The 22,733-nt window shown below is 61.9% G+C and carries 21 protein-coding genes and 4 pseudogenes; 12 read left to right on the forward strand and 13 right to left on the reverse strand.

Annotated elements, in window-relative coordinates:
* Nucleotides 1-12: 12 nt before the first annotated feature.
* On the reverse strand, nt 13-825 hold the full coding sequence (locus B9A31_RS14795; RefSeq protein ID WP_157767039.1) for an ABC transporter substrate-binding protein: 813 nt from the start codon (nt 823-825) through the stop codon (nt 13-15).
* 460 nt (nt 826-1,285) lie between these two features.
* On the opposite strand from B9A31_RS14795, the gene B9A31_RS14805 reads away from it, so the two are divergent.
* Nucleotides 1,286-1,978, forward strand: coding sequence for a substrate-binding domain-containing protein (locus B9A31_RS14805; protein WP_050580657.1), 693 nt, complete (start codon nt 1,286-1,288; stop codon nt 1,976-1,978).
* A gap of 12 nt (nt 1,979-1,990) precedes the next feature.
* Here the strand turns inward: B9A31_RS14805 and B9A31_RS14810 are convergent, their stop codons facing one another.
* From B9A31_RS14810 to B9A31_RS14855, 10 genes are all read right to left on the reverse strand, one after another.
* Complete coding sequence (locus tag B9A31_RS14810) at nt 1,991-2,920, reverse strand: alpha/beta hydrolase (protein WP_233454336.1); 930 nt, start codon at nt 2,918-2,920, stop codon at nt 1,991-1,993.
* Nucleotides 2,921-2,935: 15 nt separating this feature from the next.
* Nucleotides 2,936-4,216 (reverse strand): OprD family porin, encoded by a 1,281-nt coding sequence (locus tag B9A31_RS14815; RefSeq protein WP_027608967.1) that lies wholly within the window; start codon nt 4,214-4,216, stop codon nt 2,936-2,938.
* A 39-nt stretch (nt 4,217-4,255) separates the two neighbouring features.
* Complete coding sequence (locus B9A31_RS14820; RefSeq protein WP_027608968.1) at nt 4,256-5,125, reverse strand: aldose 1-epimerase; 870 nt, start codon at nt 5,123-5,125, stop codon at nt 4,256-4,258.
* An 82-nt stretch (nt 5,126-5,207) separates the two neighbouring features.
* The gene (locus B9A31_RS14825; RefSeq protein ID WP_027608969.1) at nt 5,208-6,296 is read right to left on the reverse strand and encodes a mandelate racemase/muconate lactonizing enzyme family protein; all 1,089 of its coding nucleotides are present in this window, start codon (nt 6,294-6,296) and stop codon (nt 5,208-5,210) included.
* Complete coding sequence (locus tag B9A31_RS14830) at nt 6,293-7,102, reverse strand: NAD-dependent epimerase/dehydratase family protein (protein WP_027608970.1); 810 nt, start codon at nt 7,100-7,102, stop codon at nt 6,293-6,295. The genes B9A31_RS14825 and B9A31_RS14830 overlap by 4 nt, the downstream gene beginning before the upstream one ends.
* A 34-nt stretch (nt 7,103-7,136) precedes the next feature.
* The gene (locus B9A31_RS14835) at nt 7,137-8,426 is read right to left on the reverse strand and encodes an MFS transporter (protein WP_027608971.1); all 1,290 of its coding nucleotides are present in this window, start codon (nt 8,424-8,426) and stop codon (nt 7,137-7,139) included.
* 87 nt (nt 8,427-8,513) lie between these two features.
* Nucleotides 8,514-8,807: a Dabb family protein gene (locus tag B9A31_RS14840; RefSeq protein ID WP_027608972.1), complete on the reverse strand. Its 294-nt coding sequence runs from the start codon at nt 8,805-8,807 to the stop codon at nt 8,514-8,516.
* Between the two features lie 13 nt (nt 8,808-8,820).
* Nucleotides 8,821-10,227, reverse strand: coding sequence for an aldehyde dehydrogenase (NADP(+)) (locus B9A31_RS14845; protein ID WP_084297097.1), 1,407 nt, complete (start codon nt 10,225-10,227; stop codon nt 8,821-8,823).
* Nucleotides 10,228-10,355: 128 nt separating this feature from the next.
* The gene (locus B9A31_RS14850; RefSeq protein ID WP_027608974.1) at nt 10,356-10,802 is read right to left on the reverse strand and encodes a nuclear transport factor 2 family protein; all 447 of its coding nucleotides are present in this window, start codon (nt 10,800-10,802) and stop codon (nt 10,356-10,358) included.
* Between the two features lie 3 nt (nt 10,803-10,805).
* Nucleotides 10,806-11,615 (reverse strand): RraA family protein, encoded by an 810-nt coding sequence (locus B9A31_RS14855; RefSeq protein ID WP_027608975.1) that lies wholly within the window; start codon nt 11,613-11,615, stop codon nt 10,806-10,808.
* A gap of 174 nt (nt 11,616-11,789) precedes the next feature.
* On the opposite strand from B9A31_RS14855, the gene B9A31_RS14860 reads away from it, so the two are divergent.
* The 3 genes and pseudogenes from B9A31_RS14860 to B9A31_RS14870 all read left to right on the forward strand — a co-directional run bounded on the left by B9A31_RS14860 (nt 11,790) and on the right by B9A31_RS14870 (nt 14,628).
* Nucleotides 11,790-13,355 (forward strand): IclR family transcriptional regulator domain-containing protein, encoded by a 1,566-nt coding sequence (locus tag B9A31_RS14860; protein ID WP_027608976.1) that lies wholly within the window; start codon nt 11,790-11,792, stop codon nt 13,353-13,355.
* Between the two features lie 456 nt (nt 13,356-13,811).
* Nucleotides 13,812-14,134, forward strand: a pseudogene (locus B9A31_RS14865) (type II toxin-antitoxin system PrlF family antitoxin).
* The gene (locus B9A31_RS14870) at nt 14,134-14,628 is read left to right on the forward strand and encodes a type II toxin-antitoxin system YhaV family toxin (RefSeq protein WP_025753047.1); all 495 of its coding nucleotides are present in this window, start codon (nt 14,134-14,136) and stop codon (nt 14,626-14,628) included. Before B9A31_RS14865 ends, B9A31_RS14870 begins: the two are co-directional and overlap by 1 nt.
* A 145-nt stretch (nt 14,629-14,773) precedes the next feature.
* Here B9A31_RS14870 and B9A31_RS14875 read toward each other — a convergent pair whose 3' ends face one another.
* Complete coding sequence (locus B9A31_RS14875; protein WP_016486361.1) at nt 14,774-15,298, reverse strand: hypothetical protein; 525 nt, start codon at nt 15,296-15,298, stop codon at nt 14,774-14,776.
* A gap of 196 nt (nt 15,299-15,494) precedes the next feature.
* On the opposite strand from B9A31_RS14875, the gene B9A31_RS14880 reads away from it, so the two are divergent.
* The 7 genes and pseudogenes from B9A31_RS14880 to B9A31_RS14920 form a co-directional block, all read left to right on the forward strand.
* Complete coding sequence (locus B9A31_RS14880; RefSeq protein WP_019098270.1) at nt 15,495-16,352, forward strand: SDR family oxidoreductase; 858 nt, start codon at nt 15,495-15,497, stop codon at nt 16,350-16,352.
* A gap of 369 nt (nt 16,353-16,721) precedes the next feature.
* Nucleotides 16,722-17,225 carry a CinA family protein gene (locus B9A31_RS14890; protein WP_027608979.1) on the forward strand — a complete coding sequence of 168 codons (504 nt, stop codon included), beginning with the start codon at nt 16,722-16,724 and terminating at the stop codon, nt 17,223-17,225.
* A gap of 110 nt (nt 17,226-17,335) precedes the next feature.
* Nucleotides 17,336-17,494: pseudogene (locus B9A31_RS14895) on the forward strand (YetF domain-containing protein); the annotation flags it as partial.
* A gap of 395 nt (nt 17,495-17,889) precedes the next feature.
* Nucleotides 17,890-18,518, forward strand: a pseudogene (locus tag B9A31_RS14900) (chromate resistance protein ChrB domain-containing protein).
* On the forward strand, nt 18,511-19,881 hold the full coding sequence (gene chrA / locus B9A31_RS14905) for a chromate efflux transporter (RefSeq protein WP_019098265.1): 1,371 nt from the start codon (nt 18,511-18,513) through the stop codon (nt 19,879-19,881). The pseudogene B9A31_RS14900 and the gene chrA overlap by 8 nt, the downstream one beginning before the upstream one ends.
* Nucleotides 19,882-20,542: 661 nt before the next feature.
* Complete coding sequence (locus B9A31_RS14915; protein ID WP_084297098.1) at nt 20,543-20,923, forward strand: termination factor Rho; 381 nt, start codon at nt 20,543-20,545, stop codon at nt 20,921-20,923.
* A 122-nt stretch (nt 20,924-21,045) separates the two neighbouring features.
* Nucleotides 21,046-21,255: pseudogene (locus B9A31_RS14920) on the forward strand (thiamine pyrophosphate-requiring protein); the annotation flags it as partial.
* A 34-nt stretch (nt 21,256-21,289) separates the two neighbouring features.
* Here B9A31_RS14920 and B9A31_RS27760 read toward each other — a convergent pair.
* Nucleotides 21,290-21,412, reverse strand: coding sequence for a universal stress protein (locus B9A31_RS27760; protein ID WP_371104868.1), 123 nt, complete (start codon nt 21,410-21,412; stop codon nt 21,290-21,292).
* 127 nt (nt 21,413-21,539) lie between these two features.
* Between B9A31_RS27760 and B9A31_RS14925 the strand changes: the two genes are divergently transcribed.
* A complete protein-coding gene (locus B9A31_RS14925) occupies nt 21,540-22,529 on the forward strand; it encodes a universal stress protein (protein ID WP_027615191.1) in 990 nt (329 codons plus the stop codon).
* The last annotated feature ends 204 nt before the right edge of the window (nt 22,530-22,733 follow it).

Raw genomic sequence — 22,733 nt, forward strand, 5'->3', positions numbered from 1 at the left:
AAACTTATTTTATCAAGCCAGGTATACAACTTGATCGTACGTAACATCTGAGCCGATGAGCCCAAGCCGCCGACGATGTTCAATTAGCAGATTTACGCCATGCTCGTCAGGAATGAGCGATGCTGGAATAGACTGGACCATTGCGCTAACAGCCTTCTCAGGAATGCCTTCGCTCGCCAGACTCTTTCGGAGCTTTTCCTGATTGTCGGGAAACTGAGCGAGCGCCTCTGAAAGACACTTCAGCCACAATTGTATGCCTGGAGTCGAAGACAGCGATGACCTCCTGACAACCAAACCCTGCCCCGGGAACTCGGGGTAAGACTCCTGCACCACAGCGACCTTATGCATCCCCTCTTTGACTGCGAGAGCATCAAATGGCGGGCCAAGGAGAGTGGCATCACCCTCCCCCTTTACCAGCGACACGTACCGCTCTTTGACACCGCCTACCGGAGCGAGTGTGTAGTCATGAAAGTTCAAGCCTGCTTGATGCAACATTGCTCTCAGGGCAATAACAAATCCATTCTCAGGGGCATCAACCAGGATTTTTGCGCCGACAAGATCGCTGACGCTTTTGATGCATGGGGAGGCAACGATAGAGAGTGGCGTCGTGGCCTCTACTTGAGCCACGATGACAAAATCTTTAGGACCTGGCCGATGATTCCAGTGGAAGACGTTATCCATCGCGGTAACGACGGCATCAACGCTGCCATCCGAGAGCGCAGCGAACTGCTCATCTGAAGAATGGTTCTGACTCGCCTCAAGCGACAAACCAGCGCAATTTTGCCATGCAGCGGCTACCGCGATCGCTGGACGCAGGAACCACATTACTCGGAGCCTGTGATTGGTCATGTCTTATTCTCGTTGTACCTTCGATCAATATAATACTATACGTATCGTATTGTCAAACGAGCGTAAATCTCCCTTTTCCGTTAAGAAAGCCCTTATAAATCAGTCAATAGCAGAAATATTGCATTCCAGCAGATGTCACGGATCCATTGCTTCAGGAACCCGGCCGTCGGTCCTCTTTTGGCAAATGCCTGTCGCAAGCCGGTCGACTCGCTGGCAATCGGGCCAAACAGCATGGATTCAAAGCTCTCGAGGTCTTCAAAGACTAGAAACCGTCTGGGAGGGAATGCCATGAAGGCTACTTAAGCCAGCGCCAAAATTGCGGGCTGGTGTATGGGCTGCAGACCAGACAAAAAACTTCGACCAGTCAGAGATTTGATGGGAATCAAAGGGGGAGCGTAGTCTTTTCACGGTAACCGAGAACGCCACGACTCATGCCTTGTATTGGCCCGGCGTTTTCGAAAGGATCGACGCGATCCTCGCCCGTCGCCCTGACGGCATCGTACTGACCCGCCAGTTGCAAAGCCCAGAAGCGCGGGAAAAGCTGATCGCCCGTGGCATTCCGGTGGTAGAGACCTGGGAGCTAGCGCAGGACCCGATCGACACTGTGGTCGGCTTTTCCCACGAGGCCGTCGGCCAGGCAATGGCCGAGCACATTATCGAACGCGGCCACCGCCGCGTGGGCCTGGTCTGGAGCGACGACGCCCGCGCCACTCGGCGGCGCCAGGCGTGTGCCGATACCCTGCGCAAGGCCGGTGTTGAGGTAGTTGCCTGCGAGCTCGAAGCGGTGCCGGTGAACATGGGCCACGGCCGTGAGGCCATGGCCCGACTGCTGGCAGCCAAGGTGCCGATGGATGCGGTGATCTGCAGCATCGACCTGCTCGCCCAGGGCGTCATGGCCGAGGCTCAGGCCAACGGCCTGCGGGTGCCTCAGGACCTGGCGGTGATGGGCTTCGGCAACCTGGAATTCGCTGCGCATACCCACCCTCGCTTGAGCTCGGTGAATGTTGACGGCGGGCGCATTGGCCTGCGTACGGCGGAGTTGCTGCTGCAGCGGATCGAAGGCAGCCTGGGACGTGGGGGACAGGTGGAGGATGTGGGCTTCAGCCTGGTGGTTCGCGAAAGCACCTGAGGGCTGCGTTCGTCAATCGACAGCCCAGTGCTGCAGCTGCGCCGCCATGTGATCCCAACCCTGTTCGACTTCGGCCACCCCGAATGCCCGCAGGCTTGAATGCACCATGCCCTCGCCCACCCAGGCTCGGGCCGCCACACCCGCCGCCGCCAGCGCATCGACATAGGCCAGCCCGTGATCGCACAGCGGGTCGACCCGTGCCACCAGCACCAACGCCGGAGCCAGGCCAGTAAAGTCTTCTGCCTCCAGCGGCATCGCGCAGGGGTCATCACGCTGCGGCGCTTCAGGCACGAAGCCCGCCAATGACTTCATCAACCCCGCCACTGTCATCATCGGCGCCTCGGCCTGTTCGCGCATCGAGGGCAAGTCCTGACGAGCCGTCAGCACTGGATACACCAGCAACTGTCCCAGCGGCTGATCCAGCCCGTCACGGCGCAACGCCATGCACAGGCCCGCAGCCAGCGTGCCACCTGCGCTGTCCCCCGCCACCATCAGGCACCCCTTGCTGAGGCGGGGGTCGACGACTCCGGCGCGCAAACCGTGCCAAGCGTTCAGGCAGTCCTCCAGTGGTGCCGGATAGGCATGCTCCGGCGCCAGCCGGTACTTCACGGCAACGATTGCCAGCGGCACTCGCTGCGCCAGCGCATGGGCAAACCAGTCATGGGTGTCGAGATTGCCCAGGTCCCAGCCGCCACCGTGCAGGTACAACAGCGTCGGCCATCCCCCGGCCGGCACTTCGCCCGGGGGTGTGTAACAGCGCAGGCGCAAGCCCTCCAGGTCAATATCGGCCACCTGCCAGCCCAGCGGCCGCGATGGCGTGCAGGCACGGCAGGCAGCGAGAAAGGCTTCGCGCCGGGCTGCCAAGCTGTCGTCACACGCAGCGAAGCGCTTGCTGTTGTCGATGTAGGCCTGCATGGCAGGGTCGAGCGGATGGGATACCACGGGCAATCCTCCAGGTCAGAACAAGGGCAAGGTGTAGGCGATGATCACTCGGTTTTCATCACGCCGGCCGGTGGCATCGCCCTGCAGTTCGACGTTGCGCCAGCGCAGCGCCAGGTTTTTCAGTGGCCCGCTCTGGATCACGTAGGTGATGTCGAGGTTGCGCTCCCATTCACTGCCGTCCTCGCCGGCCACCTTGAAGTTGTCGCCCTTCACGTAGCGGGCGAAGGCGGTCAGCCCTGGTACGCCAAGGGCGGCGAAGTCGAGGTCGTAGCGGGCCTGCCAGGAGCGCTCCTGGGCGCGGTCAAAGCGCAGCACCTGAACGGCGTTGGCCACCCCGGGCAGGTCGGTGTCGTGGATGAACGGCAAGGCGCTGTCACCCGCGTTGTACTGGTAGCCGAGGCGGAACGTCTGCGCGCGCAGGTTGGCGCTGAGCATCGCCGAGGTCATGCGGCTGTCGAGCTGGCCGGCCTTCTCGCTGCCGGACTCGCCGGTATCGAGATAGTTGAGGGTCTCGGACAGGTTCCAGTCACCGGCTTTGAGGGTGTGGGTGCCGGTGTACAGGGTTTGCTGGTAGACATCTTCCAGGCGGCCGGTCCACACCCCCAGCGAGGTCTGCGACGTGGCGCGCCAGGTGCCGCCGAGGTAATCGAAGCGGTCGCTGAACACGCTGTAGTAGTTACCCACCTGGATATCCCGGGCGCCGGCGAATTCGCGCTGGTTGACCCGGCGCATCTGGCCCAGGCCGATGTCGAGGTTGTCCAGCTCGCGAATATCCAGCATCGCCCCTTCGAAGAACTGCGGCAGCAGCCGGGCATCGCCAGAACTGACCAGCGGAATCTTCGGGAACAGCCCGCCCACCTTGAGCTCGCTCTTCGAGTACTTGAACTTGACCGCCGCCGTGGCCTCGGAGAACTCGTCCACCGAGCGCGGGTCGGCATTGCGCGGCCCGCCAGCGCGATTGTAGGCTCCGGGTAGCAGCGCAGTGCCGCTACGCGAGGGCGACGAGTCGAGCTTCAGGCCCAGGCCTGCGTAAACATCCACGCCCACCCCGACAGCCGTGTCGGTATAACCCGACTCGCCCTTGAGAATGAAGCCCTGGGCCCACTCCTCCAGCTTCGACTGGGCAGGCTTGGTTGAATCACGCAGGTCGTGGTTGTAGTAGAAATTGCGAAAGGTCAGGTTGGCCTTGCTGTCGTCGAGGAACGCGCCCTGGGCATACAGCGGGCCGAGCCCGAGCAGCAGGGACAAGGGTTTTGCAGCGCGAGCGAAGCCCGCTCCAGTCGAGGAGTATTTCATTGTTGTTGTGCTCTTCTTATAGGTATGTGGGGTGTTGCGTCAGCGGTGTTGCCAGGTGAATTCGAGGGTGGCCTCCAAGCGCTGGCCCGAGGCGAGTTCATGGGTGCCGGTTTCGGCCCAACTGTCGCGGGGCTGATTGAACGCGTCAGCCAGATGCGACACCGGCTCCAGGCACAGGTAAGGGCTGCCGACCGGGGCGAAGGCAACGAAGTGATTCAGCACCTGCGAGGCCTGAAGGTGCACATGGCCATTGGGATAATCGATTTGCAGCTGGCCATTCCAGTGCGACTGGTAATGCGCGAGAGGCTCGCCGGCATCCGCGTTGATCGACCAGTCCCTGGCACCCTCCTGATACGCGCCAGTAGCCATGTACTCCCCGTCGATCTGCCATTCGCGCCCGGTGCGGTAATGCACGCGCATGTCAGGGTGGCGCTGGAAATACGGGTGTAGCCCGAGGCCGCCAGGCATGGGCGTCCGCCCCAGGTTTATCAGCACCAAGGTGATGCGCAGGCGTGCGCCGTCGAATGCGAAGTGCTGTTCGGCGCGAAACGCCCAGGGCCAGTGCTCGCCTTGATAGTCGCAGGCGATGCTCAAGTGATCGCTGCCTGAGGTCACCACTTGCCAAGGCTGGGTGTGGGTCACCCCATGCAAGGTATGGGGCCGAGCAGCCGGATGCGCAGGCAGCGTGTGTTCGGTGCCGGCGAACTGCAACCGCGCGTTGCGGATGCGATTGGAGTACGGCATCAGCGGGTAGGCGCCGGCCCGTGGCCAGTCCAGTGGGTCGAACTGGCTGGCGTTAATCGGCAGCAGGATGTCCAGTCCCTCGGCATTGAGGTGGGCGATACGCCCGCCCCAGGCCGGCAGCACCCCCAGCGACCAGGTGGCATTACTCAGAACCACGGTGTGCATAGAACCTCCAATGCCATTTTTCAGGCATGCACGGCCCCTGCCGCCGTGCCGAGGCACGGCGGTGAAGCGGTAAAGGGTCGGGCTAGCGGCGGAAGCGCTCGGCCACTTGCAGGTCGATATCCAAGCCTAAACCTGGGCCCTGAGGGATCTGCAGCTGGTTGCCCTGGCGCAGTTCCTCCACCGGGTACAACCAGCCAGCCGGCTCGACGAACAGGTATTCCACCTGCGGCACCCGCCGCTGTACCGCGGCCAAGTGCAGGGTGGCGATCAGGCCCGGGCCGAAGTATGGGCAGTGCGGCAGAATCACCGCCTCATGCTGCTCGGCCAGGCGGTCGATGCGCAGGCATTCGGAAATACCGCCGACTTTGGTCACGCTCGGTTGGATAGAGTCCACTGCAGCAGTCACCAGGGCCTGCTCGAACTGCACGGCGGTGCACCAGTTTTCCCCGGCAGAGATATCCACGCCCTGCCCGCGCAGGCTGCCCAGGGCAGTGAAGTCCTCGGGCGGAAAGATCGGCTCTTCCAGCCAGGCCAGCTTCAGCTCTGCCAGCGCCGGCAGCCAGTCGCGGGTACCCTGCACGGTCCAGGAACAGTTGACGTCAGTGGACAGCGGCACGTCATCGCCAATGGCACGTCGGCAAGCGCCGATTTCATGCAGGGTGGCCTCGTGCAGCTTGATGTCGCTGAACCCCTGTTCCAGCGCTTTTTCGCAGGTGGCCGGGGCCACGTGGTCATCGCCGTAACGCACCAGGCTGGCGTAGGCCGGTACCTGTTCGCGATGGCCCTGGCCGAGCAGGCGGTGCAACGGCAGGCGCTGCCGGCGGGCGGCCAGGTCCCACAGGGCGATATCGAGACCGGAAATGGCGAACATCGTCACGCCGTAGCGACCGAACAGGTGCAGGCGCTGCTGCAGTTCCAGATTCAACGCAGGAATGTCGGTGACCTCGCGGCCCAGCACTTGAGGCGCCACCAGCCGGTCGATCAGCGCCTTGGTGGCGTCGGCGACGAAGTAGCCGAAAGCTTCGCCCCAGCCAACGTTACCCAGTTCGTCCTCAACGCGCACCAGCACGTTCTCTAGCGTGCGCCAAGCCGAAGGTGTTCCGCCCACCCCACGACCGCCGTCATGGAAGGGGATTTCGACGATCTGGGTACCGATGCGGACGATCTTCATGCTTGCTCCAGAACACTGGCCAGGGCCACACCGGCATAGGCGCCACCCACATGGTCACGGCCGGAACCGACCGGGGCCATAGCGTCATAGGCGAGGAAGTTGTCGGCCAAGTGCTCGGCCGCATTATCCTGCGGCCGGTAGCCCAGGGCGCGGGCACGGCTGTTGTGGAAGAGCGCCTGGGGGCATTCCGACACGCCGTAGACGATCTCATGGCGCACCTCGGGGTGCTCCAAGCCGATCAGCATCAACTGAGCCAGGTCGCGGGCGCTGGTCCACAGGCGCAGGCGACGGGCATCGGCGACCTTGGCGTCGGCGTTGCCGATGCGCACGATGAACGTGGCCAGCTCGCTGCGTTGGGAGAAGGTGGCGCAGGCCGCTTCGCCGAACACCTTGCTCAGCGCGTAGTAGCTGTCCGGCGCCACCGGGTGGTCGTCGAACTGTTCGGAAGCATGCGTGGGGTACTGGCCCAGCACATGGTGGCTGCTGGCGAACACGAAGCGCCGCGCCCCGGCGCGCTGGGCCGCTTCGAGCAGGTACAAGGTAGCGTGGTAGTTGGGCTCTACCGTGGCCTGGAACTGGATATCGGTACCGTGGGCACAGGCCAGGTGCAGCACCGCGTCGACACCCTCGCAGGCCTGGCGGACGAAAGCCGGGTCGGTCAGGTCGCCGACCAGGGCGGTTTCATTGGCCGCCAGCTCGCTGACCGGTCGGCGATCCAGCAGGCGCAGGTTGAAGCGCTCGCGCAAGTAGGGGCGCAGGGCGGTTCCGACGATTCCGGCGGAGCCGGTGACTAGAAGCGTAGGCATGGTGTATTCCCGTAAAACGTGGGTAGCAGTCATTTCAAGCGGCAGCGATGACGTTGGCTTGCCGAGCCGGCTTCTGGCCGACGAACAAGGCCACGATCAGCGCACCAACGATGCCAAGCACGGCAGCCAGACCAAAGCCGCTGCTGTAGGTGCCGGTGGACTGGATGATGAAGCCGGTCACGGTCGGCGCAACGATACCGGACAGGTTGGCCAGGCCATGCATGAAGCCACCGGCAGTACCTACCTGATGGTCCGGCACGGCATCTTGGATCAGCGACCAATAGGCTGGCGCGGTAAGCATCAGGAAGCCAATGGCCACGGTCATCACCACCACGGTGCTGGTCACGCTTTCTACCTGGCCGGTCAGGCCGATGCACACCGCAGCCACCAGCAGGCAGCTGACCAGCACCACTTTGCGCGAGAACAGTTGCTTACCGGTGCGCTTGTACACCCAGTCGATCAGCAGCCCGCCACAGATGAAGCCGACGGTACCTACCAGCCACGGCAGTGCGGTGACGATGCTCATGGCCTTGAGGTCGATACCCTTGGCCTCGATCAGGTAGCTGGGGAACCAGGTCATGAAGAAATAGAGGATGTAGTTGTAGCAGAACAGCGAAACGCCAGTGACCAGTACCGAACGCTGCAGGATGATCTGCAGCACCGGGGTGCGTGGTGCGTCTGCAACGGCAGTGACCGGGGCCTCACGGCCCTCGTTGATCAGCGCTAGCTCTTCGGCCGACACCTGCGGATGCTCTTTGGGCGTCGAGGCCGCCAAGCGGTACCAGGCGATGGCCCACAGCACGCCGATCACTGCGATCACTACAAAGGCCACGCGCCAGCCCAGCCACAGGGCGAGAAAGCCCACGATCGGGCCAGCCAGGGCGCCGCCTAGCGGGCCGCCAGCCTGATTGATGCCGATGGCGCGGGCGCGTTCCTTGATCGGGAACCAGCTATTAACGGTCTTGTTGGCGGTGGTCGACACCGGGCCTTCACCGACGCCAAACAGTGCGCGCACGATCAGCAGCGACCAGAAATTGAAGGCCAGTGCGGTAGAACCGCACAGCAGCGACCAGAAGCTCATCGACCAGGTCAGCACACGCTTGGGCCCGAAGCGATCGGCCAGGTAGCCACCGACGAAGCAGAACAGCGCATAGCCGAAGAAGAAGCTGCTGAAGATCATGCCCTTCTCGGCGGGCGTAAGGTGATACTCCTGAGTAATGAACGGCATGGCGATCGACAGGGCAGCCCGATCCACATAGTTGATGATCATGGCCAGGAACAACATGGTCAGGATCGTCCAGCGATAATTCTTTTTCTTGTTCATGTACGACTCCGCCCGGCACCTGTGATGCCGGATCTTTTTTGTTATAACGCCTGGCCCCCGCAGAGGGCCAGGTGCCTCTGGGGTCAATCAGACGCTGTAATCCACCGCCACCCACTCGAAGTACTGCTTGAGGTCGGCGACCAGGGCCTGGTGCGCCGGGTGTGGCAGGTAACGCTGCACTGCGTCAGCGTCGTCGAAGCTGGACTCGAGGATGTAGTCCCAGCAGATCGGCCGATCCAGTTCGTTGGCCGCGACCCGCCAGTCGCGGATGAAGTCGATTTCTTCGGTGAGGTCGCGCATCCGCGCCACCAGCACTGACTCCAGTTCAGGTTGCGCTTCGACGCCCGGTAGGCGGCGGAACAACACAATATGTCGCATCATCGCCCTGCCCTCCTCAGCCCAGCACCCAGGCCGGCGCGTCTTGCAACGCGACCGGGCGCAGGAAGCGCTCGATGGCGGCATAGCCGACCGAGGTGGACTGTGGCGCGGTGGACGACGGCCATGGTCCGCCGTGCTGCTGGGCGTGACACACGGCAACCCCGGTCGGCACGCCGCTGAACAGTACGCGCCCGGACACTCGCTGGGCCGCACGCATCAACTGGCGGTTATCAGCGTTGTCGGCGTCCAGGCCCCACAAAGTAGTGGTCAGGGTACCGCCGATGGCTTCGAGCACCTCGGCCGCCTGGGCCACGGAACGCGCGGTGACGATCAGCGCCGCCGGGCCGAACATTTCTTCACGCAGGTGAGCGTTGGCAATGAACGATGCCGCATCGCTGGCGAACAGCCGTGGCGCCGGGCCAGCCCCATCGGCCTGCGGGGCGAACACCGCTGTGGCATTGGCAGCTACCGTGGCAGCTGCCGCCTCGAAGCCTTCCTGCATGCCCGGGGTGAGCATACGGTGCGTGGCAATCGGCGCAATGGCCTCGGCCAACTGGGCGACGAAACGCTGACTGTGGGGTGAGTCGAGCAGCACGATAACACCGGGGCTGGTACAGAACTGGCCGCAACCCAGGGTGATCGAGCCCGCCAGGGTCCTGGCCAAGGCTTCACTGTCTTTTTCCAGCACGGCTGGCAAGGCCACCAGCGGGTTGATCGAACCCAGCTCGCCGAAGAACGGCACTGGGCGCTCACGGTCATTGGCGGCCAGCCATAGGGCTTTGCCGCCCTGGTAGGAGCCGGTGAAGGCCACGGCAGCGATTGACGGGTGCTGGACCAGATAGGTACCCGCGGCACGATTGGGCGCTTCGGCCAGGGTCAGCAGGCCTGCCGGCAGGCCCTGGGCGCAAACCACGCCAGCGGCCAAGGCAAAAACAGCGCGCGACAGTTCCGGGTGACCGGAGTGCGGCTTGATCACCACTGGGCAACCGGCCGCCAAGGCCGACGCAGTATCGCCGCCCAGTACCGAGAAGGCGAACGGGAAGTTGCTGGCCGAGAACATCGCCACCGGGCCCAGCGGGCGCTGCACGCGGGTCAGGCGCGGACGGCCGGCAGGTGGTGCACCGGCAATGGCTTCATCATCGACCTGACGGTATGGCACACCGGCTTCCACTTCGCTGGCGAAGCCTCGCAGCTGGAAGGCAGTGCGGGCCACTTCACCGTTCAGGCGGGCTTCACCGAGGCCGCTTTCGCGGTCGGCGATGGCGACCAGCTCAGCCTGCTGCTGTTCCAGGGCATCGGCCAGGCCGCGCAGCAGGGTGGCGCGCTGGGTGGCGGTGGAATCGGCCCAGAAGTCGGCGGCGGTGGCCGCTTGGGCGACGACTGCGTCGATGGCAGCGAAATTCGGGTTTTGCGTGGTGGTCATGGGGAGCTCCTTCAACAATTGCGGTGTGGCCATTCGCGGGACAAACCCGCTCCCACAGGGACAGCACAGGGTTCAGCAGCGGTGCAGTACTTGCAGGAGCGGGCTTGCCCGCGAAGAGGCCTGTGGCCTTAACGCGCCTTCGGCTCCAGGTGATACCCACGGCCGACATAGTCGAAATCGACCAGCTCGTTGATCACCACGTCCTTGTCGGCCGGCGAGGCGTAATAGGCGCGAATCTCTTTGATCAAGCCGCTCTGCTCGTCGAACACGTACCACTCGTCACCACGCAGGGCCGTGCCGAGCTTGCTCTTCCAGTGAGTCCACTCGATCACCGCTTCGTTGCTGTCGTGGCTCACCAGGATCTTCTCGATGGTCCACTGCGAGCCCAGGTTCTCCACGCACCACACCCATTTCCGGGCGATGGTGTCGGCAGTGCGCCACGGAATTTCGGGCAACCCCGAGGGGAAGTAGTGCACCGCGTCTGGGGTGAAGCAGGACACCAGCTTGTCGTAGTCGCCTTCGTTGCAGGCGTCGAAGTAGCGGCGGATCAGTTGTGCATGCTTGTGCTCGGCCATGGCTCAGCCCTCCTCGCGGTCGATGATCGACGGGATAGCCGGGCGGCCGGCGGCGACCCAGGCGTGGTAGTCGGACACCGACGCCGGGCTCGGCGGGTACACGCCCCACAGCGGCTCGCCTGCGGCAATGCGCATGGCCAGATAGCCTTCGATGTCATCCTGCACACTGCACACCTCGGCCAACTCTTCAGCCAGGTGCGCAGGAACCACGGTCAGGCCGTCGGCGTCACCGACAATGATGTCGCCCGGGTACACGGCCACGCCGGCGCAACCGATCGGCACCTGCAGGTCAGCCACGTGGTGATAGGAAATACGCGTGGTCGCGGTGATCTCGCGGGCATAGGCTGGCAGGCGCATGGCGGCGATCTCGCGGCCATCGCGCAGCGCGCCATCGGTGACGATGGCTTTGGCGCCACGGGCCAGCAGGCGGGTCACCAGGATGTTGCCGGCCGACGCGGCGGCCGGATCGTTGCGGCTGTCGATCACCAGAACGTCGCCCGGCTGGATCTGCTCCACGCCCACCCATTGCAGGTTGTCGTCGTTGGGTTTGGTGGTCATGGTCGAGTAGGTGTCGATGTCTTCACGGGCGGGGATGAAGCGCATGGTGAAGGCTCGCCCGGCGAACGGCTTGGCATCACGGCACATGGCGCGCAGACCGACCAGCGCTGGCTGACGGAAGCCGCGCTTGAACAGCTGGGTGGTCAGCGAGCCGCTGCTGCAGGTGGCGAGCTTGGCCAATACTTCGTCGCTGACGACGACCTGTTTGCCAGAGATGCTCTCATGGGCATCGGCGTAGTTGTGGATGACGGACATTGTTGTAGGTTCTCCTCGCGGGTTCATCCGATGGGCGGCCAGGGCAAATTCCCAACATATGGAACATGCGTTCATGAATGCCCTGCTGAGGCCGATTCTATGGCGGAAAACCGGGATAAAAAGGGGCAGAATGGGTGCTCAGGCAGTCGAGTTCCAACAGATGGGAATCAAACAATGAAAGCAGGTGAAGGCACCGCCGCGCTCGAAAAGGCCCTGGACGTGCTCCAGGCCATTGGCGCAACCGCCAACGGCATCAGCCAGGCCGAGCTGGCCGAGCAGGTGCCGCTGCCGCGCACCACGCTGTACCGCATCATCGCCACCCTGGTGGAGCGCGGCATGATTCGCCGCGACCCGACACGCAAGGTCTACCGCCTGGGCTTCAACTACCTGGAGATGGTCCGCAACGCCTACCTGGAGCCAGACCTGGTGGCCGCCGCCAGCGCCGAGCTACGTGCCCTGCGCGACCTCACCGGCGAGACCTCCTACCTAGCGGTGCTCGACGGCAACCAGGTGCTCTCGCTGGAACGTTGCGACGGCGCCCACACCCAGCGCTCGGCCGCAAGCCTCGGCCAAGGCAAGCCGGTGTACTGCACCGGCCAGGGTAAGGCGATCCTCTCCGCGCTCGCCCCTTCTGCCCGCGACGAGATCCTCAAGGGCCTGGTGCTGGCACCGCTGACGCCGCTGACCATCACCGACCGCCGCCGGCTGCTGGCCGAATTGCAGATTACCCAAGTGCGCGGCTACGCCCTCGACGACGAGGAAATTCGCCTGGGCATCCGCTGCGTCGCCGCGCCGATCGTCGACAAGCAGGGCTTGGTTCGCGGCGCCCTGAGCGTGGCCGGGCCGGCCTACCGCCTGACACTGGAACGCCTGACCCTGCTCGGCCCGGAACTGGCTGACGCGGCGCGCCGGGTCGGTGAGCAACTGCGCCCGGACACCACCCCGCGTGCCACCAGCGAGCTCAGCGTGCTGCCTGGCCCTTGGGCGTTTCACGGCGCGTTCCCGCGTTGGCACGCGAACCAGCGCGTGCTGTACTGGGCAGACACCCTGGCGCCGGCCATCCATTGCTGGGACGGCCACAGCAGCCGCCTGCTGACCCGCCTCGACCTACCGATACGCGGCATGGAGCTTCATCCAGACGGCCTGCTGGTGGCCCAGGCCGGCGGCTGGTCACTGATCGACTGGGATGGCAAAGAACACCCGCGCCAGGATCTGCTCGGCAGCCGCCTGCTGGCCTTGGCCATGCATCCATCCGGCAACTTGTGGGCGTGTGCCAAAAGTGGCAATGGCTGTTTGATAGGCGAACTCAGCGCCGAGGGCGAACTGCGTCATGGCTGGTCGTTGCCTGAGCCGGTCAGTGCGTTTCGCTGGGATGCCAAGGGCAAAGCGGTCTATGCCCTGGCGCCGGAAGCGGGAGATATCCTGCTGATGCAGCCGGGCAGCAGCAGCGTGCGACGGCTGGCCTCGCTACCGCGTGGCGGTGGCAGCTTGGGCGGGTTGGCGCTGGATGGTAAAGGAGGTGTCTGGACCACGCAGCTGGACGGCTGGAGCCTGGCGCGCTTCGATGCCGAGGGCAATCTGGACCAGATGATCGGACTGCCGGTGCCGAGCCCGACCGATCTGTGCTTTGGTGGGGAAGATGGCACCCTCCTGTTCATCACCAGTGCTCGCCATGCATTGCAACTGGAAACCTTGGCCAGCGCGCCGAATTCAGGATGCCTTTTGCAAATGCAGACTTGAGCTTCAAGGACCGCACGTGTCGACCAAACACAGACTCGATACCATGGCGATATACTGAGGCCCAATATGCACCACCTCGACAGCTGTCAGAAATCGCCATTCCCGATCGCGCATCCTGCTGGGGGTACCGAGGGTACTTGTGGGGGTACATTTATGATTTTCCGACCCTGAAATGCCGCCCTAGAGCCATGTCAAAATGTTCTTCGGCGACCCTGAGAGTCTTTAGGCGTCGTCGGGCGGGCTGTTCAACTGATCACTTCTGTCTTTGAATCGCCCCTGGTTTCCTAGACACCTCAAACTCTCACTATGAGACTGATCGTGTCCCTGGAAGTGGTGTAACTCGTCTTTCGGCGCTATTGAGCGTCCTCCCCGCCTAAGCTTCATCAGCAGAAAACCAGGATTGACCGAGTAAGGATTATTCCTTACCACCCAATCAATACATCTGGGAGAACGCTCATGCCTGCCATCCACGAAATCGCCACGTTGACCTCGAAGGGGCAGGTCACACTGCCCAAATCCGTTCGCCAGATACTGGGCGTTGACACAGGTGGCAAGATCGCATTCGACGTACGCGGGGGGGGGGGGAAGTCGTGGTCAGCCGCGTAGAAACCACTCACGAAGACCCTGCCATCGGTGCGTTCCTGGGTTTGCTGGAGGCTGATATCCGAGGCGGCCGCAACCTCACCACTTTGCCGGAAGACTTGGCGCAAACCATGCTCGCCAACGCAAACCACTCTGTAAACCTGGACGAAGATATCGACGGTGAGGTCGCGATCTGATGCTGCGACATGGCTGGACACTGTTGTTCCAAGAAGGTGTGACTTTACAGCTACGCAAATTGCAAGAAGCCGCCGCCCGGGCCGAGCAGAACGACCCGCAAGGTTTTGAAAGCAACGCCAACGTCAAGCTGCTTCGGGCATTGAGCCATCTGATCATGGAGGCTGTGCCTGCCGACTCGGGCCGTGATGAGTTCCGCCAAGGCAACACGCCGGGCACCGCCTACCGACATTGGCGGCGGGCAAAAATCGGCAGGCGCTTTCGGCTGTTCTTTCGCTACGACTCAACATCCAAGGTCATCGTCTATGCATGGGTCAACGACGAAAATACCCTACGGTCCGCAGGCAGCAAATCCGATCCATACGCCGTATTCGAGAAGATGCTGGGCCGCGGCAACCCTCCTGATGACTGGGATGCGCTGACTGCTGCAACGCGTAGCGACTGGGACGAGTCCAAAGTACAAGCTGCGCGGCCGGGTGAGGGATTGCACGTTTGACACCGGCCCTCCCCTCGGTGCATCCACTGTAATCCAATGTTTCGCACTTCATCTTCTTGTCCGCCCGGCCCTCGGGCGTTGAGGCGCTCGGTCAGTAAGGCCTCAGTCTTCAAAACGTTACCGCCATGTTTTCAAGCAAACGTGTTCAGGCCAGCTGGATGTAAACCGAGTAGCTACCCAATAGCACCCAGAACACCAGAAAGATCCACGGCGTCCGTAGCGAGAACAGCAATGACTTTCGATGCCCTGCACGCGAGGTTTCCGCCTCGCAGAACAGCGGCGATTCGTCGTAAGCCAGCCCCATCAACGGCTCGCTGCGCAGCAAATGACTTTGTTTGAGCTGCCAGTGATCGATGATGTTGTACGCCGCGCGGATGCCAGGCCAGGCGTTGAGCGAGCTCAATACCCCGAGCAAGGCAAGGAACGCCGGTACGATCAGGGTGAACATCTCGCCCCATCCTTGATTGAGGTTTCCCATGGAGGAGACGAAGGCAATGACCAGAAACGACTGCGCCGCCAGGTAGGCGTCCGTGCGGTTGGCCAGGATGCTGGTTTCGTACTGGATCTCACGCCGGTAAAAATCCAGACGCTCCTTGGGAGAGCCGAACATCCTGGCATTGTGTTCGCTGATCTCGTGCTCAGGGGTCGTAGGGGTAATGATTCGAGGCACTCGGTACTCCTGGAATTGGACTCCGGGCGCAGAGATGAGCCTGGAGCTGAATTCGGTAGAACAGGCGATGGGCCATGGAATTCAATTGGATTGATATCCCGCACCGCTCGTCGTACCAACCGCAGATTGAAACCAACACGCCGGGGCCAGGCCTTTCGAACCGGTATGAGCGTTCTCAACTGCAGGAGCTTCTACCATGCGAGACTTCCCCACCCCGCCCTTCCCTTCCCAGCCTCAAAATGTCCCTGGCTCACAGCGCAAGATGGAGCCCTACCCGGATTGTGGTGAGCAGTCGTATACCGGCCACAATCGACTCGAAGGCAAGATTGCACTCATCACCGGAGCAGACAGCGGCATCGGGCGGGCAGTAGCGATTGCCTACGCCCGTGAAGGAGCCGACGTCGCCATCGCTTATCTGGATGAGCATGACGACGCGCAAGAAACCGCGCGCTGGGTTGAGGCCGCAGGCCGTCAATGCCTGCTGTTGCCCGGAGACCTGGCGCATAAACAGCACTGCTATGACATTGTCGAAAAGACCGTCAGCCAGTTCGGGCGCATCGACATCCTGGTCAACAACGCGGCGTTCCAGATGGCCCACGAGACCCTGGAGGAAATCGACGATGATGAATGGGTGAAGACCTTCGATACCAACATCACCGCCATCTTCCGTATTTGCCAGGCGGCCCTGCCTTCCATGCCCAAGGGCAGCTCGATCATCAATACCAGCTCGGTCAATTCCGACGATCCATCCCCCAGCCTGCTGGCCTATGCCGCGACCAAAGGGGCCATTGCCAACTTCACTGCCGGCTTGGCTCAGTTGCTAGCCAAGAAAGGCATCAGGGTCAACAGCGTCGCGCCAGGCCCTATCTGGACGCCTTTGATTCCGGCCACCATGCCGGACGAAGCCGTCAAGAACTTCGGTTCCAGCTACCCGATGGGACGCCCCGGGCAACCGGTGGAGGTCGCGCCTATTTACGTGCTGCTGGGCTCCGACGAGGCCAGTTACATCAGTGGCTCACGTTACGCTGTGACTGGCGGCAAACCGATCCTCTAGCAAAAAGAGGCTCGCCATGCTGGCGAGCCTCACCCTCTTTTTTACGTGGCAGTTTCAGCGTTTGTGCTGATGGTGATCACGGGCCGTTTTTTGCGCTGTCGAGTCATGGGATGTTCCGGTGGATCCATCCGGACGATGAGCATCGTTGTCTCGCTCCTCTTCCCCATGCGGCCTGGTCTGTCCCGCTTCCTTTTGCCTATCGCTCTGTTTCATCAGCTTGCGCTCCTGTCCTTTGCCTTTGAACAAGGGAAGCCGAAGCGGGGGCAAAGTTCATGTCAGGTTCACTTCTCCAGATCGCCGGGCAATAGATGAGATGAACCAAACACACCAGGATCGCGTCCACCGCAAAACAAGCGAGTCGACTCTGGAATGGAAAACGACCCTGTACTGGCCGCCCTCGGCTATCTCAAAAACAACAAACTGGTTTTGAGCACAGCAGAATCGTGCACTGCGGGCTGCCTTGTGGCTTTGTTGGCGGCGATACCGGGTACCGGAGAGGTGTTGGAAAGCGGCTATGTCGTCTACTCACCCAGCGCCAAGAAACGCCTGCTGGGGGTCAGCGCCGAAACCATCGAGCGATACGGCCTGACCAGCGAAGCAGTAGCCTGGGAAATGGCCTTGGGCGCGTTGCGAGACAGCGATGCCAATGTGGTGATCGCCACCACCGGGGTAGCCGGGCCGGCGCCCGAGTCCGGAATACCACCGGGGACGATGTGCTTTGCTTGGGCTTTTGCCGGCGAACCCGTTGCCGTTTTCACGCGCACTCAACGTTTCTTCGGCGAGCGGTCTGAGGTCATGCGCCAAGGCGCCCTGTTCGGGCTGACCCGGCTTTCCCACTATCACCAGCGCTGGTTACGCGGCGAGCGCGCCTGAGGTCGGTGATCATCTCGGAAGATGAACGGGTATCCAGACGTCACCCTGTTCAAGAAGATATTCCGATGCAGCAGCGCGTCTGGCGCTTCGAGCGCGTGGGATGGTATGTGGATGGGCGATTTCTTCACCACCGGATGCGCCGGGCGCGCCTCACGGAGGACGATATCCTCGAGTCAGCACGAGACAGCCAAGGCATCGAAAAAATTGAGCAGGTGAAGTTCGCTATCGTCGAGCGCAATGGAAAGATTTCGATCATTCCTGCCGAGTAAGGCACGGCGCTTCTCACAGTAGAGTCCTGGCCCGTTCAACGTGCCAATATCGCCTGGCTATGGTCAATGGTAGGGATGGGCATGAGTTCTCGACGAGATACCAGCCAGGCCCTCATTCGCTCGGTATCGAAAATCTGACCCTCTTCCATCATCACCAGAATGAGCGCTTGAGACATACGATAACAGCCGCATTGAGAAACCAGCACCGGCATGCCTGTTCCGATGCCCCCTCCCAGCGCATCATGGGCGGTGCGTGAGGGTGCTGACAGGCGCTCCGATCGGATGCCCACGCTGCTCAGTCATTGCTGCCTTCTTCCCTTTTGTTTCTCAGTCATTGCTTTTCCGTGGGTCTTGCATAATGTAAACAAATAAATATTTTTTGTTGAGATCTCTACATGCTTGATTGGTCGCTATTGATCCTTGGTTTGCCCACGGCGAAGGCTACCGAGCGAATGCGCGCCTGGAGAACCCTGAAGGCCTCGGGTGCCGCAGTTTTGCGGGATGGCGTATACCTGCTGCCTGAAAAAAGCGTGGGCCGTGAAGCGTTTCAAGCCGTGGAGCGAGATGTGCTGGCCATCATCTGGAGCGCAGGGAATACCAAGGTCGCCGATGGGCAACGCGAAAGCGCCCATGGGTAGACCGGTTGGCATGTGCCTGGCTGATCCGTCGTTTCATCGATCCCGACGCCCGATTCATTTGGCTGGCCAGTCCCGGTGACTGCCCAAGCGATGCGCTCGGCTTCGATTTTGATGGGGCCAGGTTCAGCCACGTTGGCCACCGTGTTTCCTTCGAAACCCTCATTGAGAGCTTTGCCGTTCAGCAACCAGGCTTGGCACGCCTGGCAGGTGTTATCCACTACCTGGATGTTGGGGGGTACCAACCTTCCGAAGCATCCGGTATCGAGCGTGTCCTCGCCGGATTGAGAGAGAGCATTGGCGATGACGATCAACTGACAATGGTCGCCGGAGGCATCTTTGATGGCCTGCTGACGGCTTTCGCAAGTGAGGAAGCCCAAAATGGTTGAGACGCCCCCCGCAGTGACTGAACAGCCGCCGCCGCAAGCAACTCAGCAGTCTATCAGTTCATATGAAGCCTTCCTGTTCTGGCTCAAGTTGGGCTTCATCAGCTTTGGCGGGCCTGCGGGACAGATCTCGATCATGCATCAAGAGCTTGTCGAGCGCCGGCGGTGGATCAGTGAGAAGCGATTCCTGCATGCACTGAACTACTGCATGTTGCTGCCCGGCCCCGAGGCTCAGCAGCTTGCCACGTATATTGGTTGGCTCATGCATCGCAGCTGCGGCGGGGTAATTGCCGGCGCATTGTTCGTGCTGCCTTCGCTGTTCATCCTGATCGGTTTGTCGTGGGTCTACATCGCCTTTGGCGAGGTACCGGTAGTCGCGGGGATCTTCTATGGCATCAAGCCGGCGGTCACGGCCATTGTCGTCCACGCCGCCCACCGGATTGGTTCACGGGCCTTGAAGAATGGCTGGCTGTGGGCCATGGCCGGCGCCTCGTTCGTAGCCATCTTCGCCTATAACGTGCCGTTCCCACTGATCGTGCTGATGGCCGCCATCATCGGCTATGTGGGTGGTCGCTTCGCTCCACGCAAGTTTGTCATTGGCGGCAATCATGCGGCCGCGAAGAACAGCTTTGGCCCGGCTGTGATCGATGACGACACGCCAACCCCCGAGCATGCCCGTTTCAGCTGGGGGCACCTGGTACGGTTGCTGCTGGTCGGTGCTGGCCTGTGGATACTGCCCATGGGGTTGCTGACGCTGTCATTTGGCTGGGACGGCACCCTGACGCAGATGGGCTGGTTCTTCACAAAGGCCGCACTGATGACTTTTGGCGGTGCATACGCGGTATTGCCCTATGTCTACCAAGGCGCTGTAGGGCACTACGGGTGGCTGACACCCACCCAGATGATCGATGGTCTCGCCTTGGGGGAAACCACACCGGGGCCACTGATCATGGTGGTTGCCTTCGTCGGCTTCGTCGGTGGCTACGTCTATCCGATGTTCGGGAGCGAACACCCATTCCTTGCTGGCGCTGTCGCGGCGAGCCTCGTCACCTGGTTCACCTTTTTGCCGTCTTTCTTGTTCATTCTCATCGGTGGACCGTTGGTAGAGTCGACCCACAACGCGATCAAATTTACCGCACCGCTGACGGGGATCACGGCCGCCGTAGTGGGCGTGATCCTGAACCTCGCCATGTTCTTCGGCTACCACGTGCTTTGGCCGAAAGGCTTTGGTGGAGCGCTTGACTGGCCTTGCGCGGCTATTGCAGCTGCAGCTGCGATCGCTTTGTTCCGCTTCAAGCGGGGCGTGATCGAAGTACTGTTCGCTTGCGCCCTGGCCGGCCTGGCAGTTCACCTGTTGCGGACATGAAACCACGCGCCTCACTGCCGATCTGCACCTGAACTTGAGAAGCGGGCGAGGCTCAGGAGTGCCTGCAGCCAGACAAGTGGCGTAGCAACCCCTCGATCGCGATCGCGCCTCACCCGGACAGCCGGCCTTTGTGCATCAGAACCTTCCGTCGCCCTGAGGGCACCCTTCGGTAAACGGCAGGCCGAACACAGGGTGAACAACCAGAGACGGAGTTTCACCATGAACGCAGAAAAAACGTACGCGTTGCTGCTCGCCATGTGTCTGGGTTGCGCGGCGCCACTTGCCCTGGCCGCCACAGACCTGAACGATCAACGTGCCCCGGGCATGCAACCGCACAGCAATGGGCACATGAACGGCCAAGGCGGTGCGACAGGCTCAGGAACACCAGCCGATGGCATGGGCACGGGTAATGGCGGTACCCATGACAATGGAACGGACAACACGGGAGGTGACGGTACCGACACTGACTCGGGCTCCGGCGGGAACGGAGGGGACGGTAGCGGTGCAGGTCCGGCGAGTGGTAGCGGTGGCTCAACCGGTAGTGGATCAGGCGCAGGATCGGGCAGCTAGGTGGAATGGCCGAATGGCGGTGGATCTCCCGTTCATGGCCCGGCGTTTCAGTTTCGCCATTGATCAAGCAACTCACTCAGGAGTCAATGCCATGCCACGCGGTGACAAGGACAAGTATACGGACAAGCAGAAACGCAAGGCCGAGCACATCGAGCAATCGTACGAGGACAAGGGCGTGGGCAAGGACGAAGCCGAAGCGCGCGCCTGGGCCACCGTGAACAAACATTCCGGTGGCGGTGAAAAGCCGGGAGGCTCGGGGAGCAAGACGCCGTCGCGCGAGAAGAAGACCGCACGCACGGACTCAGCCAAACGCGCCGCCGAGTCTCGCCAGGGGCATTCACACACCTCGCGCGCATCGCTGGAGTCGCAAAGCAAGGAAAGCCTTATGAAGGAGGCGCGCAGCAAAGATCTCAAAGGGCGTTCGACCATGAACAAGGCTCAATTGGTAGAAGCCCTGCATAAACTGGGGTGATGGGAAAATTTTGGCCCAGTGCAAGGCCCACTGCATTCCTGTGGCTTATCGGTTCACCTTCGAGCCTGTCGGCTTTTACCAGGCTCCAGCTGCCAGACCGCTGCGCTACTGGTGGGTGCCGGCGCGACAAAGTAGAAACCTGGCGTGCGCAGTGGGACAAGACCGTGGCCAAGCGCGCGCTGGTCAAGGCTGACCCGATCAACCCGCAACGCGTGGTCCATGAGCTGTCCCCTCGCCTGCCGGACCACGCCATCATTACCAGCGACTCCGGCTCCTGTGCCAACTGGTTCGCCCGCGACCTGCAGATTCGCCAGGATTTCAGCGTGGAATTGATTCGCCATGGCCGAGCCGGCGATACGGTCTGAATCAATCTGCTGACGGGGGCCTGACTGTCAAAATGCTGCACGGGGCATGATTGACGAGCCGTTCGGTAGTATCGCCGATCAGCTTGGCCCAGCGTCTGGGCTGCACCACGCCGACCACCACCACGCTGAAGGTTGTGAAGCTTGCTGCCCTGGCTCGGGCAGGCCAGGCTCAGTGGGGGTGTGGATGCCCAGTACGTGCAAGGAGGCACCTAACGCTTGAGCCAATGCCATGGCCCGATGCATCGCGGCACTTGATAAATATCAAGGCCATCAAGTCTCAGTGCGTCACCCTTGGCCTATACCGGTGGGCCTTCATCGAGGCTGCCATCGCCGTGGAGGCCATCATGAACGCTTACTCGCGACTGCTATTGATCTGCCATCCAGACCTACACCCCTCGCCTGCCCTGACGCGTGCTCAGGCGCTGGCCAGTACGACAGGCGCCACCTTGCACCTGGTGGTGCTCAGTCAACTGCCCTCACGCCTGGCCACACTGGACCAAGTGCTGCGCAGCAATGCCCGCAAGCAGGACGCCGAGCACCGCAAGGCTTGGCTCGCCGACCAGGTGAAGGCGCTGGGCGAACTGGGCATTACCGCCTACGCCGAAACACTGGACGATGAAGACCCGCTCACGGACTTGATCCGGCTGGCCCAACTGCACCGGGTGGAGATGGTGATCAAGGACATCAGGCACGAAACCGCCTTGAGCCGTGCCCTGCTCACCCCCTTGGACTGGCAGTTGCTGCGCCGTTGCCCGATCCCGATGCACCTGGTGGCCCAGGCTGAAACCAAGCTGCCAGCGCGCATACTTGTCGCCGTGGATCTTGTCGAGCACGACCCGGTGATCGACAAGCTCAACGACCACATCCTGCAATCGGCGCAGGCACTGGCACAGCGATGCAAGGCGCAACTGCATCTGCTGCAGGCCTATGAACCCAGCACCAGCTTCGTTGCCTATGCCGCCGCACCCGTGGCCTGGACTGACAAGCTGGTAGAGGAAATATCTGGTCGCGCGCGCGAGCGCATGGCGACGTTCGGCAGCCGCTACGGCATCAAGCCAGATCACCTGCACCTGGTGCGAGGCGCTGCCCGTAACGTGGTCAGCGACTACGCGAACAAGCATGGCTTCGATGTGGTGGTGATGGGTACGCTCTACCACGAGGGGGTGAGCAAGGTCGTTGGCAGTACTACAGAGCAAACCCTGTACAAGGTTCACTCCAGCATTCTGGCAATCCACGGTTGAACGATCACCCGCCTGGTTTCACGCCATCCAGTTTGTCCTTGTGGCTTTGCTGGTGTTTGTCCATTGGCGTACTCTCCATGCAGGGTACAGGGGCGCAGGCCTTGGCATGCTCTTACCTGCCGAGTGTCTGTCTGCTGGCTATGTTCGATTTGATAAACGTCAAACCGCACAGCCCCATGCAGCTTATGTTGCTATGAACGACCT

This window comes from Pseudomonas sp. URIL14HWK12:I5 (assembly GCF_900176445.1).
GTDB lineage: Bacteria > Pseudomonadota > Gammaproteobacteria > Pseudomonadales > Pseudomonadaceae > Aquipseudomonas > Aquipseudomonas monteilii.